Origin of the sequence: Paenibacillus sp. Soil787, assembly GCF_001429545.1 — a bacterium.
Lineage (GTDB): Bacteria > Bacillota > Bacilli > Paenibacillales > NBRC-103111 > Paenibacillus_E.
Genome location: NZ_LMSP01000046.1, coordinates 212826 through 235386 on the forward strand (window position 1 = coordinate 212826; position 22561 = coordinate 235386).

Here is a 22561-nt window from a genome sequence, read left to right on the forward strand (position 1 = left end):
TGAGGAGGTTGGCTGATGTTGAAAAGGATAGGGATTATTGTGGGTAGTTTAAGGGGAAATTCGTTTAATCAAATGATTGCGAATACGATCCCTGAACTCATAGATTCGGCAAAATATGAATACATATCGATTGCGAATCTTCCCTTGTATAACGCGGATCTGGATCATGGAGAAGGGCCAGATCCTGTTATGCATTATCGTGAGGCGATTCAAAAGACAGATGGCATTATCATCGTTAGCCCGGAGTATAACTCAGGAATACCAGGCGTACTGAAAAATGCACTGGACTGGGCATCGACACCAACCAAAACCTCCGTCCTAATTCATAAACCTGCAGGTGTGATAGGTGCTACGCCTGGCGCAAAAGGAACGATTCTGTCGCAGCAGCAAATTAGGCAAGCGTTGGATGCCACCCAGTCCTATGTTATGCCGTCTCAAAAAATGTATATATCTCAAGTTCTGGATAAGATTGATTCAGATACTCGCAAGCTCACTGATGAAACGACACGCAAATATCTGCAGCGTTATGTTCAATCGTTTATGCAATGGATAGACCAGGTACAACGGCTGAATGAGTAGTAGGGATAACCTGTATAGACACATAAGTAGGGCTGCCGGCAGACGGCAGCCTTTTCTTACGCCAGAATTAACTGGGAAAATATCGATAAGAAGCGGGTTATTCTTTTCATATTTAGTTTATTATTGTAAAGTATGGGAAAAGACAACTAGATAAAAAGATGCATAATGAATGTTACTCTTACCATGAAACGTGAGGAGATTGCTTATGTATTCTTTATTAATCGTTGATGATGAAAGATGGGTTCGTCAAGGGTTGCGTTCAACTATTGATTGGCAAGCTGAAGGAGTCGAACTGCTTGGAGATGCGGAGGACGGAGAAGAGGCGTTAAGTATCATCCAAAACCGGACACCGGATATCATCATCACGGATATCAAAATGCCGCGGATGGACGGACTTGCTCTAATTGAAACGCTCAAGAATCGCAATCTCCCATCGAAAATTATTATTATTAGCGGATACAGTGATTTCAGTTACGCCCAAAAGGCCATGCGATACGGGGCAGTTGACTATGTGCTTAAACCAATCGAAGAGACGCAGATGCTGGACGTTGTGCGCAAATGTGTTACTCAAATCAAGCGCGAGTATGAAGATCATCATGAATTTGCCCGGATGTCAGAACGTATTCGCGAAAGCTTACCTCTAGCTCGCCAGCGCTACCTTGAAACTCTTCTAATAAATGAAAGCGCTTCAAATCAATATCTGAGGACGCTATGGGATCGTTTGAATATTCATTTGGACCCCAAACGTTTGAAAGTAAATAGTGTAAAAGTGTACGATTGGGGACCGCATGACAATAAGCCGAAGGAGCATTATTTACTCCGACATGCCATTGGCAATATCGCTAAAGAAATCGGCAAAGTAGGGGGGAAGATGATAACATGCCCCTTGGATCATTATGAAGATGCAGATCTGGTCGTTCTGCTGTCCCCTATAAATGAAGATGACCGTGGGAGCGGAGGCATTATGGAATCTCTTATTGAAGCCTGCCGACGGTATTTGGGGATCGGGATCAATATTGGAAGCAGTCAAATAAGCGAGTATACCAACATCCATGCCTCTTTTCGAGAAGCTGTGCATGCTGGCGCTTATGCGTTCTATGAAGGTTATGGAAAGGTGTACGATGCAGAATGGTTGGAGCAGCTTCAACTTATGCAAGCTCAGCCATATATAGGGCCTAACGGTTGGGGGATTCGGTTCGTGCATGCTGTGAAACTGGGCGATGAAGCCGCGCTCGGTGAATTGATTGATGAGCTGATTGCACATTTACAAATGAGTCGGCTGAAATATTCTCCTTATCAATTACGAACTGGCTTAACAACATTGTTCAGCGAAATGGATAAGAAATTGGAGTCAAGCTATTCCTCCGAGCAGCCCCCTGTTAGTAAAAAGCTTTTTATTCCTTACTGTGCATTGTCTGAGATGAAAGACGAGCTGCTCGCAGTTGTCCGCCAATTCCAATATGGCCACAACGCCTGGGGAAATCGAAAAAGGTTCATCGAAATGGCCATCAAGTATATGGAGCGGCATTATACGGAAGCGATCATGATGAACCAGGTAGCCGAACATTTATTTTTGAATCCATCCTATTTCAGTAAAATTTTTCATGAGAACACAGGCGAGACGTTCAGCAAATATCTAATTCGCTTAAGGATGGACAAGGCAAAGGACCTTCTTAAAGATTCAACGCTTAAAATATATGAGGTAGCCGAACGGGTAGGTTATCAGGATTTTCGCCATTTTGTAAAGCTGTTCAAGGAACAAGAGGGGATAACCCCTGCTCAGTATCGGGAGTTGGGCGTCAAGTAAGTGATTGAGGGGGAGTCTGATTGAATCTTCATGCGCATTTAAAATGGCGTTCGATTGGCTACAAATTATTCATTTTATTTTTTGCCAGTATGTCCGTCTCTATCATGTTGATGGGTTATTTGTCCTATCATAAAGCCAACGACATCATTAGTTCCAAAGTGTCACAAGTGGCTTTGCAAACTGTGCAGCAGGCCGACAGGCGTCTCGAGCTGTTAATGAACGAGTATGACAACCGGTCTTTGCTCATTTTCGCTAACAAGGAAATCCAAAAAGGCATCGTCGGAGAATACCGGGAAAGCTATGATCAGAGCTACAACAATCAGCAAATCGCTAAGTTTTTGTCCAATTTGGTTAATGTAAAGAACGACATGCTGAACATATATATTTTGGGTGAACGCAGCGCTTCCTACCGGTTTACGAATAACGGTTTTGCCGAGATTCCAATGGTGAGTATTGAAGAGCAAGATCAAGATTGGTACAAGCAAATCAGAGCTGCGAACGGTCAGGTGGTATGGTATGGCATTCGTTCGCCTCTTGTTAAGTCCAATAACGATGAAGATAATAAACCAGTGTTTGTGCTCGGCAGATCCATCAAAAACTTCGATAATCTCGACCAATCTCTGGGTGTGCTGATCATGGAGTTTGATCCTGAACCCATTCAGCAATTTTTGTCAGAGGTTGATTTTCAGGCGCAAGGCCATACGTTTATCGTCGACGGAAATGACACGGTTGTAGCCGATTCAAATGGTTCCAGGCTTATGAGACCTTCCGGGCTGAAGCTTCCAATTGAAGACAGCGGGTTTTTAAACGAGGTGGTCGATGGCAAGGAAGTGATGGTGGTCTATGATCAATCGAAGATAACCAATTGGAAGCTTGTCGGCATGGCGCCAATCCAAAATCTCGTCAACGATTCGAGAGAAATCGGTTACTACACGGTGTATCTAGTCATTGGATTCAGCGTTGTGGCCATCGCGCTTGCTTTCTTAGTCGCCAAGCAAATGCATAAGCCTGTCAGGATGCTGCTCTGGTCCATGCGCATGGCGAGAGAAGGCGACTTCGACGTACAAATTACGAATGGACGAAGCGATGAATTCGGTATGTTATTTCATAGTTTTAATACGATGGTCACGAGAATCAAAGATTTAATTGATGAAGTATATATTCAAAAACTATTAAAAAAGGAAACGCAATTGAAGATGATGGCGTCTCAAATTAACGCTCATTTTGTATACAATACGCTGGATTCCATTCATTGGATTTCCCGCATTTATAAAGTGGATGAGATCAGCACGATGATCTTTGGTTTATCCAAATATTTGAGGATCAGTTTAAGTGAGGGCAACGATTTTGTCACCGTAAAGGAAAGTGCCGATTTGCTAGAAAGTTATTTGTCCATACAAAAGGTGAGGTATCAGGACAAATTTACGGTGAGCATGAGTATAGATCCGGCGATACTGCACTACCGGGTTCTGAAATTCGTCTTTCAACCGTTGGTAGAGAACGCGATTTATCATGGCTTAGAAAATAAGCGGGGAAGCGGTCGCTTAGACATCAGGTGGAGAATGGAAGGCCAAATTCTTTATTTCGATGTTGAGGACGACGGTATTGGGATCGAACCTGATAAAATGGCGGAACTAACAGAAGTGATCGCAAGCGAAGAGGCAGCCGGGGAACATAATTTTGCCCTGAGAAATATTAATTCGCAAATCAAATTAACTTATGGTAAGGACTTCGGGCTCTTCATTGAGAGTACAACGAATGTGGGCACGAAAGTCACCTTGGTCTTCCCATTACGATAACAAACAAAAATACCACACTAAAAACAAAAGTCCCCTCGTTAAAAGAAGGACGTGAAAGCGCCTACAATAAGGATAAGCTCATTAAAGAGCGACAAACATAAAGGAGGACAAATATGAACAATGAAAAGGGACGAATTGGTTGGCAAAACAAAAAGTTGGTTGCACTGCCTTTGGTTGCAACGATGGCGATGGCTTTGGCTACAGCCGGCTGCAGTTCGACGAACACCGCATCCAGCAGCCCAAACAGTAAAGGGACGGACGTCAAAAGTACGGAAAGCAGCAGCCCTAAAGCTGCTACAACCTCAAGCGGACCAGTCACGATCGATTTTTGGTTTCCGTGGGGCGGAGACTATCAAAAAGATTTCAAAGCTAATGTTGTCGACGTATTCGAGAAGCAGCATCCTGACATCAAAGTGAAAATGACATTCGTGGAGACGACAGGCCAGACACAGGCCTCCGATAAATTACTTACAGCCATCGCTGGCGGCAATCCGCCCGATGTCGCTTTGTTCGACCGATTCTTGATCGGTTCCTGGGCGGCGAAAGGCTCTCTGACGGACTTATCGGAATTTGTGAAGAGCAGCGGCATTTCTCCGAATGATTATTATAAAGGGCTTTGGTCTGAAACCGTCTATAAAGACAAGGTGTACGCCTTGCCTTGGGGCACCGACAATCGAGGTATGTTTTACAACAAGACGTTAATGAAAGAAGCTGGACTTGATCCGAATAAACCGCCGCAAACGATTCAAGAATTGGATCAAATGGCCGATAAAATTTTCAAAAAAGGCAGCAACAACAAATACGCACAAATTGGCTTTATTCCATGGATGAATCAAGGCTTTCTTTATACCCAAGCATGGAACTGGGGAGGTAAATGGGAGGATAGCAATCATAATTTGACACCGAACGATCCGCAAAATGTAAAGGCGCTTGCGTGGATGGCCAACTACGCCAAAAAGTATGATATCGGCAACCTGACCAGTTTCTCGGACGCGATGGGACAAACGGGCATGAACCCGTTCTGGACGGGAAAGGTTGGATTTGAGTTCGACGGAAACTGGATTCTGAACGACTTGGCGAAGTACAAGCTAAACTTCGATTGGGGCGTAGCTCCGATGCCGGCGGCTGAAGGCAATAAATCAGTGACATGGGCAGGCGGTTGGTCATATGTCATTCCGAAAGGCTCCAAGCATCCAAAAGAAGCGTGGGAATTCGTAAAATTTGTAGCGCATAAGGAAGGCACATTGCTCTGGGCGAAACGGCCGAAAGCCGGTAACGATATTACGGCTATGCCGAGCGTTAACGAGGAGTTGAAGCTTTCCGACAATGCAAACTTGAAAGTTTTTCTGGACTTGATGCCTACAGCCTACACTAGACCCGTTACACCGGTTGGCGCTTTCTTATGGAACGAAGCGATGCGGGTGCAAGATTTGGCAATTCATGGAAAAGGGGACGCACAAGCGCTCCTTGATGAAGTGAAAAAGAATGTAGATGGGGAATTGGCTAAGATGGGCAATTAAATGTTGCTTTAAAGATAGAGGGCAAGGCGAACAGCGTTGCCCTCTATCTTTTTAGTTGAAAAAGGAGGGAATAGGATTGACTGCGATGGATACAGAAACTTCCATAAAGGAAATAACGGCTTCCGTAGATATGGTTAAAAAAAGGAAAACGCGATTCGAAAAAAAGATTACCCTGTTTGGCTTTATCTTCGCACTGCCCTGGATTGTCGGCTTGCTTCTCTTTCACGCTTACCCGTTAGTCATGTCAGCTTACTATAGCCTAACCACCTACAGCATCCTGGAACCAGGGGAATTCGTAGGATTCAACAATTACGCAATTCTATTTCAGGACAGGGTCTTTTGGATCAGTATTTATAATACCTTGTACTATACGGTGATTTTCGTTCCGCTCAGCATTGCGGTAGGCGTAGGACTAGCCCTCCTCCTGAATTTGAAAATACGAGGTCAAGGGATATACAGAACATTATTTTTTATCCCTAGTTTGGTTCCGCCCGTTGCGACGACGATCATTTGGCTCTGGCTGCTAAATCCGCAATTCGGGCTTGTGAACTATTGGTTGGATAGGCTCGGCATCGAAGGACCGCCATGGATTGGAAGCGAGGCTTGGTCTAAGCCATCTTTGATTCTGATGAGCTTATGGGGAACAGGGCAGGCGGTCGTTATTTACTTGGCGGGATTGCAGGATATCCCCCAAGATTACTACGATGCGGCCAATGTCGACGGGGCCAGTGCGTGGCAGCGGACGAAGACGATTACGCTGCCATTGTTAACGCCCGTCATCTTTTTCAACTTAATTATGGGCACTATTGGGGCTCTGCAGAATTTTGTCCTGCCCTATACGCTCACGAACGGTCAGGGCACGCCGGCCAATTCTATGATGTTTTACGTGATGTATTTGTACACGAACGGTTTCGGCTATCTAAAGATGGGATATGCTTCTGCCATGGCCTGGATTCTATTCTTGATCGTGGTCATCTTAACGGCGCTGATCTTTGTCTCTCAGAAGCGCTGGGTCCATTACCAAGGAAAAGAATAGGAGGGAGAGATTGCCATGGGAAGCACCGGACTTGGAACTTTTCAAAAAATATGCTCGCACGTCGTATTAATTGTGGTTGGCGCCTTTTTTCTATCGCCGTTTTTATGGATGGTTTCCACTTCGCTCAAAGCGAACAACGAATTGTTTCAGTGGCCGCCAGTGTGGATTCCGAGCGTTATGGCCTGGAGCAATTATCCAGCCGCTCTAGACTATATTCCCTTTTTCAAATATTTGTCGAACACACTTACGATTGCAGGCCTATCGACTTTTGCGGTTTTATTTTCCTGCCCGCTGGTCGCTTATAGTTTGGCCAGAATCCCGTGGAAGGGGGCGAAGCCGCTTTTTGCCATTACGCTCATCGTTATGATGCTGCCTTATCAAGTAACGATGATCCCGATTTTTATCGCATTCAAAAATTTCGGCTGGGTAGGAACTAATATCCCACTTTGGCTTCCGGCCTTTTTCGGTGCACCATTTTTCATTTTCTTGCTCCGGCAGTTTTTTATGGGATTACCGAGGGAGCTGGAAGACGCTGCTCGGATTGACGGTGCCTCAGAGCCTCGGATCTATTGGCAAATTATGCTGCCGCTATGCCGACCCGCATTATTGACAATTGCCCTATTCCAGTTCATGGGCAGTTGGACGGACTATCAGGGACCGCTCATTTATTTATCAGATGAGAGCCAGTATACGCTGATGCTCGGTATGCAGGCGTTTAAGTCTCAACATGGGGCTGAATGGCAGATGATGATGGCTACGCTGGTTATGATTACTTTGCCGATCATTTTGTTGTACTTCCTCGTGCAAAGAGCGTTTATCCGCGGTATTACTTTTTCAGGCATAAAATGAAAAAGGAGGCTAGAAATTCAATGAGCAAAATTCGCATAGGCATGATTGGAACCGGCGGTATTTCCCACTTGCATGGCCGTCAACTGTCGGAATTAGCGGAGGTGGAAATTGCCGCGCTTTGCGATACGAGTGCTGCAAACCGGGAAAAGTTTGCTGCTAAGTTTGGCCTTGCCGAGGTGCAGCATTTTACCGAATATCGAGAGATGCTGAATCAGGTGGAATTGGATGCCGTGGTCATTTGCTCACCTCATACGCTGCACTTTCAACAAGCAACCGACGTGCTGAATAAAGGCCAACATGTGTTGATCGAGAAGCCGATGACCTGCTCATCGGGGGAAGCAGAGCAATTGATCGCAACTGCAGAGAAGGCGGGTAAAGTGATGCAGGTATCCTACCAACGCCATTTCCAACCGGAATTTCTGTTCATTCGCGATGCGATCGCAAACGGCGAAATCGGCAGGCTGACGTCGATTACTGCTTCGTTGTACCAGGAATGGAAACAAGGAACAACCGGATTATGGAGACAAGTTCCGGAGCTTTCGGGTGGCGGCATGTTGATGGATTCCGGCAGCCATATTATCGATGTGCTGCTCTGGACAACAGGCCTCACACCGGTTGAAGTAAAACCCAACCTGCATCTGCAGGGTGCGCCGGTTGAAATCGACTCCTTTACTTCGATCCGGTTCGCTGAAGGCGCTGTCGCCGGATTGAATATTGTCGGTTATGCCCCTTGCTGGCATGAAACCTATGTATTTTGCGGCGAAGACGGGGGCATTTTTTACGACAATGGCAACATTACAATCCGTCGCCTCGGACAGAAACCTGTTGTACCAGAGCTCCCGAAGCAAAGGACTAATCAGGATAAGAGCTTTATCGACGCCATTCTAGGGCGCCATGAAGTGAAGGTGCCGGGTTCCTTTGCCTTGAAAGTTGTGAAGTTTACAGAGATGATCTATCAATCGTCCGGATATAAGCCTATTTAAGTTCTTGAATCCACAATTTGTGTTGGTGTAAAATCGGGAGAACTGACCATTCTAAAATACGATTCCATAAAACTAATGTTTCAATAGCAATATTAAAAGGAGCTCAGGCCAGTATATAGCTGGCGAGCTCCTTTCCTTGGATCAGTCGATCTTCACCATCGAAACTTGATCGATTTGCAAAGAGGTAAAACCCGGTGAATCCACATAAAATCCGATATCCAAGCTGCCATTCGTTACATTAACGGTTGCTTGAACTTGTTGATACCCTTTGGCTGGACTAATGTTCTTGTATATGGTCTTTGCACCATAATCACTAAGCTCCATCCGGATTGTCGTTGGCTTATTTCCATATAACGTCTCTTTGACCCATGCGCTGACGGTATAAGATCCATTGGGAAGTCCGGTTAATTTCTGATGAATACTTTGCTTATAGGCGTTAGTGTCCCAGAAATAGAGCTTGTATTTACCTTTATACGCATCATAGGAATCAACGCCGTACTTTGCTGTTTGACCTGCTGGATGCCATTCCGACCAGCCAGAAATGTCATCGCTTTCAAAACCCCCGTTTTCTATGAGCGAAGCGTCAATGTCGCCTAACCGATTCTTGTCGAGCAGAAGCCCATCCAGGTGAATCTCACCCGTATCTGAAGCCGTGCGCTCTAAGGTGATCAGGTTCACACCCTTTTTCAAATGAATGCGATCATTCTGGTTTATCCATGTCTGCCAAGCTGAAGTCGAACCAAACGTGACTGTCCGCGAAGGCTGAACCGCAACTCCTTTATCGTCTATTGCGCTTACATGAAGCGTGCTGTTCATCCCTGATGCATTCGCATAACGATAGGAGAGTGCATAGTCACCTTCCTGAGCTGCTTGGACGGCATAGACGATTTTCGCTCCCGTCAATCCCAACCCATCCACAAAACCAAATCCTTGATAACCCGCATAATTATTGTTAAAATGCGTACCCCCCATCCAAGTGGCAACCTCAGCAGCATAATTCACCTTCGTGCCTTCAGGTTCAATTTTCACCACGTTTGATGCATGTTTCACAAGGTTCGGGCTGTAGGAAGTAAGCTTGCCAAGGCTTGCCCCTGTCCAGAGCTCGGTTGTATTTGCTGATTCAGTCAATCCCAAATCTTTCAGATAATTGACCGAACGAGTAGCATTCCGATCGGATCGATTAAATAACCCGATAACCCAGCTGCCATCTGGTAATTGGCCAAGCCATTTTTCTGAATTCCTTGCCCCTGGATCGCTGCTAAATGAATGCCCATTATTATAGTAGGGTTTACCTACGAACCCTTGATTATGGAGCTCCAGCATGTTCTTGTTTTTGTAAAAGCTGCCGAAATTGCCAATCGTAGAATACTGATCTGTGATTGCAATGGGTGAACCCGCCATGGTGAATAATTGAACGATGCTTTGCCGCTCTTCATCCGTTATGAAGGTATTCATGCGGATGAAATCCCCATCCAGAATCATATTGGAACCACGGCCAGCAATGTCGGAAAATCCAGTGAATCCTTGGAACGGATTGGCCCACTGTGACCAGCTGTTCACCCAATGTTGACGTTGACCGCTCAAGTTTTCCCAACCGCCATGGGCGAGATCCTCATTGATTCGGACCATATCACCATATGGCAGTTCGCCAGCTGCATGATTGTTCAAATGAGGCATGACGAGACTTAATTCCATCTCATCGCCCGCGGCTTCCTGCATCCATTTTAAGGCCGTCTGATAGTTCTTGGATCCATGATGTACACCAATCGTTTTGCCTTTATCTGTTCCAGTTTCATACCAAGACAGAAAATCAATTCGCAGGTAAGGAACACCTAGTTGTTTAAAGTAGTTAACATATCCTTGAATATACGCCTTAGCGCCTGGTTTCGTTACATCTACCCAATACAAATCATCGTTAAATTTATCTGCGGAACTGGCAATTTCACTAATTTTGTAGTTTGTTCCGACGATTGTTTTCGTAGGATCTGCCGCGGCGCTCCGCGTTACCCACAAGGGGTTATAGTAAACACCGAGTTTCATCCCTTTATTTTGAATGTAGGAAGACCAATACGCCCAGTCATGCTGCCAGTTATCATTGTGGGACGAAATGTAACCGTTCTCATTTGTGAGTTGAGCACCCTCAATCCAACCGTCGGAGGCTATCATGTCATAGCCCGATGTTTTGTAATCGCTTGCAATCCAATCGATATTTTTCTTCCATTCCACCTCGTTCATCGGCGCATTCCGTGTGTATTGATATTCATAAGTGCTCCAATAGAGGGGCCCGGTTCCATTTCTAGTAAATTGACTTTCCCTTGCTTCCGTCGTCTGAGTCCCTAGGGTCAGCATGAATAAGAGACTGGCGCAACCAAGTAACACTTTCGTGAAAGATGTCATTGTCATGGTAATCGTTCCTTTCTATCAATTGATCATGTTCACACCCTCATCATAACTGAAAGTTTTCTGAGTGCCTATGACCTGTTTTAACCAATATATTTTGAGAGAAGAAGGTACATGTCCGTAGCATTCCAAACTATTTTGCATATTTTGAACATAAAGATTAGTAATTTTACTTGAGAGACGGTGATATGTTTGAAGATTCGAAAAGCGATCATACCTGCAGCAGGTCTGGGCACGCGCTTCCTACCGGCGACTAAAGCTATGCCCAAGGAAATGCTGCCTATCATAGATAAACCAACCATTCAATTTATCGTAGAAGAAGCGGTAACTTCAGGCATTGAGGATATCATCATCGTGACTGGGAAAGGGAAGAAAGCGATCGAAGATCATTTCGATATCGCTTTTGAACTGGAGAGCTATCTTAGAGCGCGTGAAAAGTTTGATCTTCTTGGGCGTGTGCAGGAGCCAACCCAGCTAGCCAACATTCACTACATTCGCCAGTCCGAGCCGCTCGGACTAGGACATGCTATTTGGTGCGCCCGTTCATTCATAGGAAATGAACCCTTTGCCGTGTTATTAGGAGATACGTATTTTGATACCGAAACGCCCGCACTGGCACAATTGATTCATTACTATGATCGATATCAGAGGTCAATTATTGGTGTTCAGGAAGTAGAGGATCAATTCGTAAAGGATTACGGAATTATAGAGGCTAAAGTCCTGCATGAAGGTTTTCATAGTGTATTAAACCTAATAGAGAAACCAGTTCTTCCCATGTCGCCGTCTAATTTGGCTATTCTGGGTCGTTACATTTTGACACCTCAGATCTTCGATGTATTAGCTACTCAGAAGGCCGGCGTAGGGAAAGAAATTCAGTTGACGGACTCACTGATTACATTAAACGAAATCGAAGCCATGTATGCCTGTGAGGTAAGGGGGCAATGGCATGACATTGGAAATCATAGAGGATTTATTACATCGATACTTTCTGAAGCGAACAAGAGAGACAATCTGAGGCCATGGCTTCACGAGCACATAGAAAAAATGTTAAGAGAAAAGGAGTGAAAGATGATGAAGCGCCTTCACATTGTGCAAGTGATTTCTAACTCCCCCAATGCACAGAAGCTGCCGCCCACGAATCAGGGAGGGACAGAAAAGATCGTTTATGAATTGACTGAGAATCTCGTGCGAAGAGGTCATAGGGTTACTATTTTTGCTGCATTAGGGAGTCGAACAAGCGCTAGACTTGTCCCGTTCCCAAAGGGGCTTCGTAACCATGAAATAGCAAGGTATGTCTTGAATAAAATGCCGCGGGATGTTGATGTTATTCATGATCATTCGTTTAGATCTGCACTTGGACGGCTCAATCTTCGTATTCCGACGGTGTGCACTGTACATCTCCCAGTAAAGCAGCGAGTGAAGCATCCTGTGTATGTTTCCAAACGAGCAAGAAAGGTGATGGGCAATAATCGCGGACACTATGTGTATAACGGACTTAATCCTAGCGAATATGAATTCAGTGATAAAAAGCGCGATTTTATGTTATTTATGGGACGTATTCTGAGAGAGAAAGGTGTCCTGCAGGCCATTGAGATTGCGGAAAGAACGAATAAAAAGCTTATTATTGCTGGACCGATTAAAAATAAAACATTTTTTCGTAATGAAATTGCCCCTCGAATTAGAAGAAATCCCAACATCCATTATGTTGGTCCTATTGGAGGCAAAAAGAAACAGAAGCTGCTTAAATATGCAAGTTGCTTACTGTTTCCAACGCTGTGGGAAGAGCCTTTCGGACTCGTTATGATTGAGGCTATGGCCTGCGGTACCCCAGTAATCGCCTTGAAACGTGGGGCGGTACCCGAAGTTATGGCGGGGTTTCCGCAATTAGTCTGCCGTTCCGTTTCTGAAATGGTTGCAAAGGTAAAAGGAGGGAATTATCCGCATCCGGCTGATCTTCGTCGTTATGTCATTCGTAGATTTACAACCTCCCAAATGACATCAAAATACTTAAAAATATATCAAAAAGTAATGAAATAGTAATTGGAAACAACCAGCACGCATTCCATAGGGATGCGTGCTTTTTGCACGCTGCTGCCTATGGTTGAATATACTGCAGTACAAATCTGCAAACACACCGTGGGAGGCTACGGGATGCGTAAATACACAGTTAAACGGGACCAACGAGATTTTCGGGATTATTATTACCGAAGCGTTAATTATGTACGGGAATCGCAATTGCCCCGCAAAGTAGATTTGCGCAAGGAGCTGTCTCCAATCGTAAATCAGGGAAGTTTAGGCTCTTGTACATCTAATGCTATTGTAAGCGGGCTGCGTGAGTATTGGATTCGTCAAGAACGAGATTCAACGTTACGGCTATCTCGCCTTTTTCATTATTGGCATGAACGTAAATTAGAGGGTACGGTCAATTGGGACTCTGGAGCAACTGTACGTGATGGCATGAAGGTGCTTCATCAAATAGGGGTATGTCCGGAAGCCGAATGGCCATATCGTATAGCCAAATTTAAAGAAAAGCCTGATGCTGAGGCGGAAACCTCTGCAGGAGCCTACCGTATCGAAGGATATCATCGGATCCATGATTTGGCAGGAATCAAAGCTGCATTAGCGGATGGCCAGCCTGTTGTCTTCGGAATCTGGATTTATCAATCCTTCGAAAGTCCATTAGCGGCAAAAACAGGGAGGATTCCTTACCCGAATCGAAAAAAAGAGCAAATGTTAGGCGGTCATGCCTTATTGGCCGTCGGATATAAGGATGGTAAGCAGAAGGGCCAGGGAATAGTCATCGTACGGAATTCATGGGGGAAAGCATGGGGAGATCAAGGCTATTGTTACATGCCCTATTCCTTTTTCAAAAATAACGTGATGACCTTCGACTATTGGACCGGTAAATAAACCGACTTCAGGGAGGTGCTGAATCTATGTTAAGTGTGGAAGATGCAAATAAAATCATTGCGTTCTTGTCTGCGGCTTATTTGGCAACTGAGGATGCAGAGGCAAGAGAAGAATTTCATCGATTGGCCAACGAGCTAAGGAAATCATCCGGTCAACCATTGGAGTAAATTTGGAATCTCATCCGAAACGAGGGCGGCTTAAATGCCAAAAGAAAAGCTGATACTGCTCATATTAATTCTGTTCGTTTTACTTACTCTGATTTTCGTTTGCTTGTTCTAATGCAAAAAGAGGTCGGCTGCATAAGTTTGCAGTCGGCCTCTTTTTTGGTTTATTAACTAGAAGCCTTTGTACTGGGGTTCTTCATTTTCTAATTGCTGCACACGGGAGGCGATTTGATTCACGATGTCTTGCGTAGAAAGGGCTGCCGTTTCATAGAGCTGTTTGGCTTCTTGATTCTGCGTGCCAAGCGCAAATGTTTCTAAGCTTGCTTGCGCGCTTTTAAGCGAGGCCAATGTTGTTTTTACCTGAGAAGCAACTGTCATGTTGTGCACCTCTTCTTTAAGATTTGTGTAGGATAGCAAACAAATTGATCGTTTTCAATTGATTGCGATCTTTAATATGCCCTAACTTTTCACTTACATATATAACAATTTAATCCAAATGAGATTGATCATACTTGCTGCCTAAATAGCACATAATGAGGTTGTTTCGAGCTTTAAGGGGAGGAAAAGCTTGCGGCAGATTGGGTGAGTATCGTAGTCAGATCGTTTTTTGCACTAGTCTTTTTGTTTGTACTGACATTGGTAAAAAAAATATCGCATATTTTAACGCTCAAAAGTAAGACGCTACGACTTTGGTTTGAAGTGTTTTTCGCCTCTGATACCTAATCATTTGGGCATGAAGCTGAATATTGAGAAACCGGCGCAATCGGTCATCATGGACGGCGTCATTCAAGATGAACCCTTGGCCGCAGCGGGTAGAGGAAGAGGATGGCTACATAAAGAACTGGTTAAGCTAGGAGTAACGAAAGAGAATGTGATCCTCAAACAAGTAGACAAGCATGGCGAATTAACGGTCGATCTATATGATAGGTCATTCAGGATCTGCGTATGATGCTAAGTTAAAGGAAGCAGGAGGGAAAACATGGCTAACAACAAGAAGAAGAACTTGACAATGACGCAGCAAGAATATCAGAAATTAGCGAAGAGGCAAGAGCCAAAAAGACCTGTTCTAATAAATTGCTTGCGAGCCTTTCTCGTTGGAGGGATAATCTGTTTAATCGGTGAATGTTTCATGGAGATGTTCGTTAATTGGTTTGGTTTTACCGAAAAAACGGCAGGCAATCCAACGGTTGCCGTGATGATTATCATATCCGTCATCCTGACGAGCTTTGGTGTATACGATAAAATCGCCCAATGGGCCGGAGCGGGTAGCGCCGTTCCTGTAACTGGATTCGCAAATTCGCTATGCTCAGCGGCTATTGAGCACCGGGCGGAAGGGCTCGTGCTTGGGGTAGGCGGTAATATGTTCAAGTTAGCTGGCTCCGTCATTGTATTCGGAACAGTCGCTGCCTTCTTAGTCGGTATCGTACATCTTATCATCTCGGGTGGGGGTTGACCTTATGCTGAAGGGACATCAAAGCTGGGTCTTTGAGAATCGCCCCGTGATAGTATCAACGGGGACGGTGGTAGGACCTGATGAAGGACAGGGGCCGATTAGTGAAGATTTCGATATCGTTCACGGTGATTTGACCGTTGGTCAGAAAACGTGGGAAAAAGCCGAAAAGGCGCTGCTAGAGGAAGCTGCGCAGCGAGCACTTGATAAGGCCGGGCTGGTGAGCGGCAGCATACAGTTCTATATTGGAGGCGATCTGATGAATCAGATCATCTCCAATACCTTCGCTGTTCGTACGCTGAATATGCCGTTTCTCGGCATATTCGGCGCTTGCTCCACATCGATGGAAGGGCTCGCGCTAGCCGCGCAGCTGGTGAATTCGGGAGCCGCCAACTACGTGATGGCCGGTACCTGCAGCCATAACTGTACGGCGGAGAAGCAGTTCCGTTACCCGACGGAATATGGATCGCAGAAGCCACCGACAGCTCAATACACAGTCACCGGCGCTGGGGTGGCTGTGCTTGGCAAGACCGGTGACGGTCCCGTCGTTACCTCGGCCACAATCGGGCGGGTCGTCGATATGGGCATCACCGATCCGTTTAATATGGGTGCTGCGATGGCGCCGGCAGCGGTAGACACCATTCAAACTCACTTCCGAGAATTGAATATTGAGCCTAGTTACTACGATCTAATTGTCACCGGTGATTTGGCAACAGTGGGTGTTAACATTGCGCGCGAACTATTCCATAAGCACAAGTTTCCAATTGATCAAACGACATATGACGACTGTGGCTTGATCATTTATGATCGCGAGAAGCAGGCTGTCCAATCGGGAGGAAGCGGTTGTGGCTGCTCGGCCACCGTCACTTATGCTCATCTCCTTAAGCGCATAAAGAGTGGCGAATTGAAGCGAATCCTAGTTGTGGCGACTGGAGCTTTGCTCTCACCGCTTTCTTTTCAACAAGGGGAAAGCATTCCTTGCATTGCACATGCTGTTTCAATTGAGTCTGGAGGGTTGTACGCATGAACTTTTTTTGGGCTTTTCTGATTGGCGGAGCCATCTGTGTATTGGGCCAACTTTTGATGGATGTAGGCAAGCTGACGCCCGCTCATACCATGAGCACGCTTGTCGTGCTGGGAGCTATAGCAGACGGCTGTAATTTGTATGATCCGTTCATTGAATTTGCCGGTGCTGGTGCAACCGTTCCGATTACCAGCTTCGGCAATGCCTTGGTACATGGTGCGTTAGAAGAACTTCATAAGGACGGGTATATAGGGATCATCACCGGTATTTTTAAAGTGACCAGCGCGGGCATATCCGCGGCGATCATTTTCTCCTTCATAGCTGCCGTATTTGTCAAACCCAAAGGATAAGATGAATGCATGCGCGATGGAATGTCTTAAATCTATTTTGGAAGTTATGCCTCTCTTCCCTTCCCTTAACAGAAAGACCCAACATTAAGTTGTTAAAAGATGGTTCCTATTCCTCGGGGATCATCTTTTTTAATTTCTAATAACAGCATTAACCCTAATCATAAAACAGGCTTTTACTATCTGACAATTGTCCATGCAATTCAAATGCCATTGAAATACAATAAACCATCTGATAGCAGAAGGGAGCGAGATGGAATGGGTTATGCTGCAGGAGGTTGTTATACTGGTGGTTTGGGTACTAGTACGGCTGTTGTCTTGGTTCTCTTTATTCTTTTGGTTATTATTACCAGTACATTTGTATGGTAATTCACAACACACCTCAAGCTTAGAGAATGCACCAATTGGAGGTTACAGGAATGTCTATCGACAATAATCGGCTAAAATCCCTTAAGGGCAAACATGTTTATGTTATGACACGCCAAGGGCAAATTTTAGAAGGAATTTTGGATAAGAGCACGCGTGACAAAATCTATCTTCGTTCAAATGCCAATTCCGTAAGCACAAGTGCATTTATACCGTTCAGCCCATTCTTTAACCCCGTCACTCCACTTGTTCTTTTTGATTTGTTGGCCATTGAGGAGTCTCCATTTTTCTTCCGTAGGTCTCCGTTTTTCTTTTGGTAGTACCTAATCTGAATCACTTGAAAGGAGTGACTACTTTATGGGATATGCAGCAGGAGCAGGATATGGTGGTAGTAGTGCAGCAGCAGTGTTGGTTCTCTTTATTTTGTTGGTTATTATTACTATGACTTTTGTAATATGATAGGCAGCTATAGAATATATTAATTTGAGATCCACAGCAGGTTGCTGTGGGTCTCTTTCTTTGTACTCTCGGTCACTGCTATGGATGGTTAAATTTAACAAATAAATTTAGAGGATTTACAAGTATACGGACGAAAAACTTTACTGTAAACTAGATTTACGCTCATTTTCCTATCATTTTTGAAGAATACGGACTTATGGAAGTATTTTCACCATAAATGGCAACAAAAACGCAGCGAATGCTTAAGTCGTAAACTTTCCAAAACTCAGCTTACGCTTACGACGTAAGTTTTCTTACGAAAACTCAGTAACGCTTTCGAAGAAAGTTTTGCTGAGCAAAACTCTAAGGAGGATCACACATGGAAACTGCCACCCATCATCATGTAGAAGTTCTAGCTAGGTTGAAAGCGAATTTAGAATCATGCATTCTTGGCAAGAGCTCTGAGATTGAATTGCTGCTAACTGCGATGCTGGCCGGTGGGCATGTGTTGCTTGAAGATGTGCCGGGTACAGGCAAGACAGTACTGATTAAAGCACTTGCTCGATCCATAGATGGACAATTTCGCCGCATTCAATGTAATCCGGACTTATTACCTTCCGATATAACAGGTGTTTCTATATATCATCCCAAAGAAGAGAAGTTCCTGTTCCGTTCAGGACCGATTATGACGAATATTTTGCTTGTCGATGAAATTAATCGGGCAACAACCAAAACACAGTCAGCTTTGCTGGAAGCAATGGAAGAACAACATATCACCGTTGATGGTGATATACACGAGCTTCCTTCACCATTTATGATGCTGGCGACGCAGAACCCGATTGACTTCGAAGGCACATATATTTTGCCTGAAGCGCAGCTTGATCGATTCATGATGAAGCTTAGATTAGGTTATCCGAGTGAAGCTGCCGAGAAGAAAATGATCACATCCCAGAGCAAAGTGCATCCGATGGAAGCTCTGCAAGCGATTATGGATATGTCTCAGGTACTAGCCATCCAGGAACAGGTTCGTCTTGTCCACTTAGATGAAGCAGTAGCCGATTACTTAGTGACCATTACAAGAAAAACACGTGAACATCAGGCCGTATTCCTCGGAGCCAGTCCAAGGGCAACGCTTTCCTTGGTTTTAGCTTCCAAATCTTTTGCGTTCCTCCATGGAAGAGACTATGTGATTCCTGATGATATTAAATACCTTGCTCCTTATGTTCTCGGTCATCGAATGATTCTTCATTCCGAAGCCCGTATGGACGGAGCCACGGTTTCCTCAGTTCTCGGCGCGATTTTCGAACAAGTACGCGTGCCGGTACGATTGGAGAAGTGAGCCTATGAATCGACCGGTATTCAAACGATTCGGGGAGCTTCCCCGGTTTCCGGCAGCTTTATGGCTTCTTATTTCTTGTTTCACAGCTAGTTTATTGTTCCTGTTGTTTCAAGGTGGGAAGCTGGCCTCTATGCTTTTTATCATTATCACATTATTGTCGGCCTATTTACTCTCTGGCAACTGGAGTGGAATCAAACGTGCGCAAGGTTCACGCAAGCTTGCAAATATAGGGCAAGAAACTCAAATAGAAGCCGGGCAATCGTTGCAGATCGGTATTGGCGTGCAGATTCCGGGATTCTGGCCCATTCCCTATATGATGATTAAAGATCAGCTTATTCGACAGAATGGGGAAGAGACCATTTTCGAAGGCTCCATTGTTCCGGATTGGAAACGTAGAGGTGAGTTACTTTACAGTACACCACCATTAAGAAGAGGGTATTATCGCTTTGGAGCAACGGAGTGCCTAACCGAGGATGTTTTTGGTTTCTTCCAGCATAAGGGACGTTTGGAGCTTCAGCAGCCTATTACTGTGTATCCACAAACGGTAGCTATTCGGGAATGGGCGCAATTTCATCAAATGCTGAAAGGCATGCAGCATCATTCCACAACGACGCGAGCACATCGTGAAACGACGCAAATTAATGGTGTCCGTGAATATATTTATGGGGACCGCTTATCACGAATACATTGGAATGCTACGGCGAAGACAGGTACATGGAAATCCAAAGAATTCGAGCGAGAATCCCTGCCCAAGACGATTATTTTATTGGATCGGAGTGCCCGTGCCTATCGGGATTCTGCTGAATTTGAACTGGCGGTATCTGTTGCAGCTTCCTTATTCCGTTACGGAGCGAGTCGTGACTTAGCGCTTGGATTACTCTCGATTGGGAAGGAATCTTCTTATTTTGAGCCGAAGCAAAGTCAGAATCATCATAAGCAAATCATTCAGCATTTGGTCGGAGTAGAGGCAGATGGTTATCACTCCCTTCACCAAATCATCAAGGAACGCTCGCGGGAATGGCCAGCAGGCTGCTTCTTTGTACTTATTTCTCCGCAAAAGGGCTCAGCGATGATTCAGGTGATTCATCACCTGGAACATCTTCAGATGAATCCATGCCATATCTGGGTTCATACGAAGTCCAACCATGCATTCAAACCGCAAGGTGCGGACATGGAAGGTAATCAAGAGGATTGGATAAAGGCGATTCGCTCACAAGGTTATATGGGTTATGAGGTTAGTCAGTTGACGGACTTGCCTAACCTGTTGGGAGGGGCGAAACGTTATGCCTAACGTATTATGGAAAAGGATTTTACTGACAGATTGGTCACAGCGTGTCACCGCAATTCTTACTGGTATTTACCTTTATCAATTTGTCATCTGGATCATGAAAGAGGATGGGCTATGGTTGCCAGAAACGGTCGCGTTTGTGACAGGAAGCCTCTTCATTGTAGCGGTTACATACCTTATACCGAACTTGCATCGCAGCTGGCGTTCCTTGATTCAATTCGGTTTGATAATATGGCTGCACGGCATTGGTATGAACTATCATTTTGTGGCGATTAAAGTGACAGGATGGCAAGCTGCGGTGAAATGGATTGCACTGAATGCAGGGCAGTTGGAACCGTACATTTGGTTTAGTTTAACTGCATGGATTACTTATTTATTTGCGATGTGGTCTATCCAATCGAGAATGCGTGTATTTGTCCTTATTTTTGTCAGTATTTTATTTTTTGCTATTCGTGATTCGTTCAGTGTGATCTTTTTGTGGCCGCAAGTTGCTATGGTCATATTTTGCGGATTCTCACTGTTGATGGTGCAGCATTTTAGTCAACTGAAGAGGCGGGCACCGGTCATTTGGGAAACGATTACGGATTACCCGTCAACCCTTGTTGTTCCCGTTCTGTTGATTGTCGGTATCACTTTTCTAGTTGGTCTACTAGCCCCAACTGTGAATCCGATATTAACGGATCCCTACACTGCTTGGAAAGTAAGCCATGGTGAAGCTATTCCTCTACTTGGTAAAGGAGTCAGCGTCACGTCATCTTCAAACGCTGATGCTTCTTCCGGCTATAGTCGGGATGACAGCCGGCTCGGCGGCGGTTTTCGTTATGATTATACGCCGGTTATGACCGTTGAAACGAGCAAGAGGACCTATTTCCGAGGTGAAACGAGATCGCTTTATAACGGAAAAGGCTGGGAGCTTAGCCCGATGGAGCGTAAATTGCCAGTCAATCGAGTGAATGGCAATCCGCTGCCGCTAGATCCGCGATTTGATCTGTCGCTTTTGAAAACCAAAGAAGTGACACAAACGATTGTCATGGATAGGGAGGAAGTTTTTCCCGTTTTATTCGGGGGATTCGCCATCCAGAAGATTGTTGAAGTGAATAAAGGCGAAAACCCGTTTCAACGTCTAATATGGTCTCCGCGCCAGTCTGAACTGCGTTATGTAGGAAGAAATAATTATCCTAAAGATTACACAATCGTTACCCAGGAACCTATCCTGGAAGAAGCGTTATTGCGAAAAGTCAAATCAGACTATACGAATCAACTGGAATGGGCGGAGTATCTTCAAGTACCTGCCGACCTTCCGGAACGAGTGAAGCAGCTGGCTGTAGAAATTACCAAGGCAGCGACGAACCCTTATGACAAAGCGAAAGCTATCGAGAAGTATTTATCCGATCATTATCCATATACGAATAATCCAGATGAAAGCAAGGGCAAGAGCAAGGATTTCGTAGACCGTTTCTTATTTGAAGTGAAGCAAGGGTATTGTGATTATTACTCATCGTCTATGGCAGTACTCGCCCGTTCTATTGGTCTTCCAACTCGTTGGGTGAAAGGTTATTCTTCAGGTACTTCACCGATACCAGCGGAAATTAGGGATTTAGGGATTTTGAGTCAACTGGGTTCTGAAACCGATGTGAATGGCGCAGGTACCTATACCGTTAGAAATTCAGACGCGCACTCTTGGGTTGAAGTGTATTTTGAAGGTTTTGGTTGGATCCCTTTTGAACCGACCTCAGGGTTCAAACTGCCGACTGTGTTCCCTGAGCAAACACCGCCACCTGTTGACCTATCAACGGGAAGTGACCCTGTTGCTTTGCCTGACGAAACGAAAGCAGCTCCGAGCTTTACTTGGTTGTGGTTGACATTAAGTGGTATAGCAGCTGCTGCGCTAATTGCAGTAGTTCTATTCTTTATCTTGAAAAGCGACTACCGGAGAGCATGGCGAACCCGCAGGAAGAAAAAGCAAGCCGTTAATTTTAATCAGAAAATCATCGTTGAATTCGAAAAACTGCTGCGGCTAAGCCGTCGCAAGGGTTACACGAGACATGAGCATGAAACCGTGCGGGAAGCGACGACAAGGTGGTCGAACCAAAGCAAGTGGATGAAAAAAGAGCTGGAAACAGTGCTCGAATTGTTTGAGCGCGCGAAGTACAGTCAGCAGAATTCCACTGAAGTCGACTACCAGACCGTTAGTCAATCTATTATTCGATTAAAAGAACAAATGAAATAGGACAAAGAAGCCACTCACCTTTCGAGGGGGTG

23 protein-coding genes are annotated in these 22561 nt (G+C 45.0%); 21 read left to right on the forward strand and 2 right to left on the reverse strand.

Annotation, left to right across the window (positions count from 1 at the left end; genetic code table 11):
* Nucleotides 1–15: 15 nt before the first annotated feature.
* From ASG93_RS30965 to ASG93_RS30995, 7 genes are all read left to right on the forward strand, one after another.
* Nucleotides 16–579 (forward strand): NADPH-dependent FMN reductase, encoded by a 564-nt coding sequence (locus ASG93_RS30965; protein ID WP_056838548.1) that lies wholly within the window; start codon nt 16–18, stop codon nt 577–579.
* Between the two features lie 205 nt (nt 580–784).
* Nucleotides 785–2386, forward strand: a complete 1602-nt coding sequence (locus ASG93_RS30970) for a response regulator (RefSeq protein WP_056838551.1) — start codon at nt 785–787, stop codon at nt 2384–2386.
* 20 nt (nt 2387–2406) lie between these two features.
* On the forward strand, nt 2407–4185 hold the full coding sequence (locus tag ASG93_RS30975; protein WP_056838553.1) for a sensor histidine kinase: 1779 nt from the start codon (nt 2407–2409) through the stop codon (nt 4183–4185).
* Nucleotides 4186–4298: 113 nt separating this feature from the next.
* The gene (locus ASG93_RS30980) at nt 4299–5705 is read left to right on the forward strand and encodes an ABC transporter substrate-binding protein (RefSeq protein ID WP_056838555.1); all 1407 of its coding nucleotides are present in this window, start codon (nt 4299–4301) and stop codon (nt 5703–5705) included.
* Nucleotides 5706–5790: 85 nt separating this feature from the next.
* Nucleotides 5791–6741: a carbohydrate ABC transporter permease gene (locus ASG93_RS30985; protein ID WP_082615207.1), complete on the forward strand. Its 951-nt coding sequence runs from the start codon at nt 5791–5793 to the stop codon at nt 6739–6741.
* Nucleotides 6742–6756: 15 nt separating this feature from the next.
* Nucleotides 6757–7590, forward strand: coding sequence for a carbohydrate ABC transporter permease (locus ASG93_RS30990; RefSeq protein ID WP_056838557.1), 834 nt, complete (start codon nt 6757–6759; stop codon nt 7588–7590).
* 20 nt (nt 7591–7610) lie between these two features.
* Nucleotides 7611–8573 carry a Gfo/Idh/MocA family protein gene (locus ASG93_RS30995; protein ID WP_056838558.1) on the forward strand — a complete coding sequence of 321 codons (963 nt, stop codon included), beginning with the start codon at nt 7611–7613 and terminating at the stop codon, nt 8571–8573.
* Between the two features lie 141 nt (nt 8574–8714).
* Here the strand turns inward: ASG93_RS30995 and ASG93_RS31000 are convergent, their stop codons facing one another.
* Nucleotides 8715–10976: a carbohydrate-binding protein gene (locus ASG93_RS31000; protein ID WP_056838560.1), complete on the reverse strand. Its 2262-nt coding sequence runs from the start codon at nt 10974–10976 to the stop codon at nt 8715–8717.
* A gap of 189 nt (nt 10977–11165) precedes the next feature.
* Between ASG93_RS31000 and galU the strand changes: the two genes are divergently transcribed.
* The 4 genes from galU to ASG93_RS31020 all read left to right on the forward strand — a co-directional run bounded on the left by galU (nt 11166) and on the right by ASG93_RS31020 (nt 14050).
* Nucleotides 11166–12038 (forward strand): UTP--glucose-1-phosphate uridylyltransferase GalU, encoded by an 873-nt coding sequence (gene galU, locus ASG93_RS31005; protein ID WP_056838562.1) that lies wholly within the window; start codon nt 11166–11168, stop codon nt 12036–12038.
* Between the two features lie 3 nt (nt 12039–12041).
* A complete protein-coding gene (locus ASG93_RS31010) occupies nt 12042–13010 on the forward strand; it encodes a glycosyltransferase family 4 protein (RefSeq protein ID WP_082615201.1) in 969 nt (322 codons plus the stop codon).
* Between the two features lie 114 nt (nt 13011–13124).
* The gene (locus ASG93_RS31015) at nt 13125–13883 is read left to right on the forward strand and encodes a C1 family peptidase (protein ID WP_063892001.1); all 759 of its coding nucleotides are present in this window, start codon (nt 13125–13127) and stop codon (nt 13881–13883) included.
* 26 nt (nt 13884–13909) lie between these two features.
* Nucleotides 13910–14050, forward strand: a complete 141-nt coding sequence (locus tag ASG93_RS31020; protein ID WP_047672235.1) for a hypothetical protein — start codon at nt 13910–13912, stop codon at nt 14048–14050.
* 168 nt (nt 14051–14218) lie between these two features.
* On the opposite strand, the gene ASG93_RS31025 is transcribed toward ASG93_RS31020, so the two are convergent.
* On the reverse strand, nt 14219–14425 hold the full coding sequence (locus tag ASG93_RS31025) for a DUF1657 domain-containing protein (protein WP_056838566.1): 207 nt from the start codon (nt 14423–14425) through the stop codon (nt 14219–14221).
* 355 nt (nt 14426–14780) lie between these two features.
* On the opposite strand from ASG93_RS31025, the gene ASG93_RS31030 reads away from it, so the two are divergent.
* The 10 genes from ASG93_RS31030 (at nt 14781) to ASG93_RS31065 (ending at nt 22529) form a co-directional block, all read left to right on the forward strand.
* Entirely contained in the window at nt 14781–14996 is a 216-nt protein-coding gene (locus ASG93_RS31030; RefSeq protein ID WP_056838568.1) for a YetF domain-containing protein, read from the forward strand.
* Nucleotides 14997–15026: 30 nt separating this feature from the next.
* A complete protein-coding gene (gene spoVAC, locus ASG93_RS31035) occupies nt 15027–15500 on the forward strand; it encodes a stage V sporulation protein AC (protein ID WP_056838570.1) in 474 nt (157 codons plus the stop codon).
* A gap of 4 nt (nt 15501–15504) precedes the next feature.
* Nucleotides 15505–16524 carry a stage V sporulation protein AD gene (gene spoVAD / locus ASG93_RS31040; protein ID WP_056838573.1) on the forward strand — a complete coding sequence of 340 codons (1020 nt, stop codon included), beginning with the start codon at nt 15505–15507 and terminating at the stop codon, nt 16522–16524.
* Nucleotides 16521–16871 (forward strand): stage V sporulation protein AE, encoded by a 351-nt coding sequence (spoVAE, locus tag ASG93_RS31045; RefSeq protein WP_029193575.1) that lies wholly within the window; start codon nt 16521–16523, stop codon nt 16869–16871. Before spoVAD ends, spoVAE begins: the two co-directional genes overlap by 4 nt.
* Before the next feature lie 255 nt (nt 16872–17126).
* Nucleotides 17127–17237 carry a YjcZ family sporulation protein gene (locus ASG93_RS36700; RefSeq protein WP_235551030.1) on the forward strand — a complete coding sequence of 37 codons (111 nt, stop codon included), beginning with the start codon at nt 17127–17129 and terminating at the stop codon, nt 17235–17237.
* A gap of 50 nt (nt 17238–17287) precedes the next feature.
* Nucleotides 17288–17554 (forward strand): hypothetical protein, encoded by a 267-nt coding sequence (locus ASG93_RS31050; RefSeq protein ID WP_056838576.1) that lies wholly within the window; start codon nt 17288–17290, stop codon nt 17552–17554.
* A gap of 37 nt (nt 17555–17591) precedes the next feature.
* Nucleotides 17592–17693, forward strand: a complete 102-nt coding sequence (locus tag ASG93_RS36705; protein ID WP_235551023.1) for a YjcZ family sporulation protein — start codon at nt 17592–17594, stop codon at nt 17691–17693.
* 358 nt (nt 17694–18051) lie between these two features.
* Nucleotides 18052–19011: an AAA family ATPase gene (locus ASG93_RS31055; RefSeq protein WP_056838577.1), complete on the forward strand. Its 960-nt coding sequence runs from the start codon at nt 18052–18054 to the stop codon at nt 19009–19011.
* A gap of 4 nt (nt 19012–19015) precedes the next feature.
* A complete protein-coding gene (locus tag ASG93_RS31060; protein WP_056838579.1) occupies nt 19016–20302 on the forward strand; it encodes a DUF58 domain-containing protein in 1287 nt (428 codons plus the stop codon).
* Nucleotides 20295–22529, forward strand: coding sequence for a DUF3488 and DUF4129 domain-containing transglutaminase family protein (locus ASG93_RS31065; protein ID WP_056838581.1), 2235 nt, complete (start codon nt 20295–20297; stop codon nt 22527–22529). Before ASG93_RS31060 ends, ASG93_RS31065 begins: the two co-directional genes overlap by 8 nt.
* The last annotated feature ends 32 nt before the right edge of the window (nt 22530–22561 follow it).

What these genes read in the sequence shown, in the direction of transcription:
- ASG93_RS31025 (WP_056838566.1), bottom strand. Translation starts at nt 14,425, where the DNA reads ATGACAGTTGCTTCTCAGGTAAAAACAACATTGGCCTCGCTTAAAAGC.
- ASG93_RS30980 (WP_056838555.1), top strand. Translation starts at nt 4,299, where the DNA reads ATGAACAATGAAAAGGGACGAATTGGTTGGCAAAACAAAAAGTTGGTT.
- ASG93_RS30970 (WP_056838551.1), top strand. Translation starts at nt 785, where the DNA reads ATGTATTCTTTATTAATCGTTGATGATGAAAGATGGGTTCGTCAAGGG.
- ASG93_RS31050 (WP_056838576.1), top strand. Translation starts at nt 17,288, where the DNA reads ATGTCTATCGACAATAATCGGCTAAAATCCCTTAAGGGCAAACATGTT.
- ASG93_RS31060 (WP_056838579.1), top strand. Translation starts at nt 19,016, where the DNA reads ATGAATCGACCGGTATTCAAACGATTCGGGGAGCTTCCCCGGTTTCCG.
- ASG93_RS36700 (WP_235551030.1), top strand. Translation starts at nt 17,127, where the DNA reads ATGGGTTATGCTGCAGGAGGTTGTTATACTGGTGGTTTGGGTACTAGT.
- ASG93_RS31030 (WP_056838568.1), top strand. Translation starts at nt 14,781, where the DNA reads ATGAAGCTGAATATTGAGAAACCGGCGCAATCGGTCATCATGGACGGC.
- ASG93_RS31020 (WP_047672235.1), top strand. Translation starts at nt 13,910, where the DNA reads ATGTTAAGTGTGGAAGATGCAAATAAAATCATTGCGTTCTTGTCTGCG.
- ASG93_RS36705 (WP_235551023.1), top strand. Translation starts at nt 17,592, where the DNA reads ATGGGATATGCAGCAGGAGCAGGATATGGTGGTAGTAGTGCAGCAGCA.
- ASG93_RS31055 (WP_056838577.1), top strand. Translation starts at nt 18,052, where the DNA reads ATGGAAACTGCCACCCATCATCATGTAGAAGTTCTAGCTAGGTTGAAA.
- spoVAD (WP_056838573.1), top strand. Translation starts at nt 15,505, where the DNA reads ATGCTGAAGGGACATCAAAGCTGGGTCTTTGAGAATCGCCCCGTGATA.
- ASG93_RS31065 (WP_056838581.1), top strand. Translation starts at nt 20,295, where the DNA reads ATGCCTAACGTATTATGGAAAAGGATTTTACTGACAGATTGGTCACAG.
- ASG93_RS31000 (WP_056838560.1), bottom strand. Translation starts at nt 10,976, where the DNA reads ATGACAATGACATCTTTCACGAAAGTGTTACTTGGTTGCGCCAGTCTC.
- ASG93_RS30995 (WP_056838558.1), top strand. Translation starts at nt 7,611, where the DNA reads ATGAGCAAAATTCGCATAGGCATGATTGGAACCGGCGGTATTTCCCAC.
- ASG93_RS30965 (WP_056838548.1), top strand. Translation starts at nt 16, where the DNA reads ATGTTGAAAAGGATAGGGATTATTGTGGGTAGTTTAAGGGGAAATTCG.
- ASG93_RS30985 (WP_082615207.1), top strand. Translation starts at nt 5,791, where the DNA reads ATGGATACAGAAACTTCCATAAAGGAAATAACGGCTTCCGTAGATATG.
- ASG93_RS31010 (WP_082615201.1), top strand. Translation starts at nt 12,042, where the DNA reads ATGATGAAGCGCCTTCACATTGTGCAAGTGATTTCTAACTCCCCCAAT.
- ASG93_RS31015 (WP_063892001.1), top strand. Translation starts at nt 13,125, where the DNA reads ATGCGTAAATACACAGTTAAACGGGACCAACGAGATTTTCGGGATTAT.
- spoVAC (WP_056838570.1), top strand. Translation starts at nt 15,027, where the DNA reads ATGGCTAACAACAAGAAGAAGAACTTGACAATGACGCAGCAAGAATAT.
- ASG93_RS30990 (WP_056838557.1), top strand. Translation starts at nt 6,757, where the DNA reads ATGGGAAGCACCGGACTTGGAACTTTTCAAAAAATATGCTCGCACGTC.
- spoVAE (WP_029193575.1), top strand. Translation starts at nt 16,521, where the DNA reads ATGAACTTTTTTTGGGCTTTTCTGATTGGCGGAGCCATCTGTGTATTG.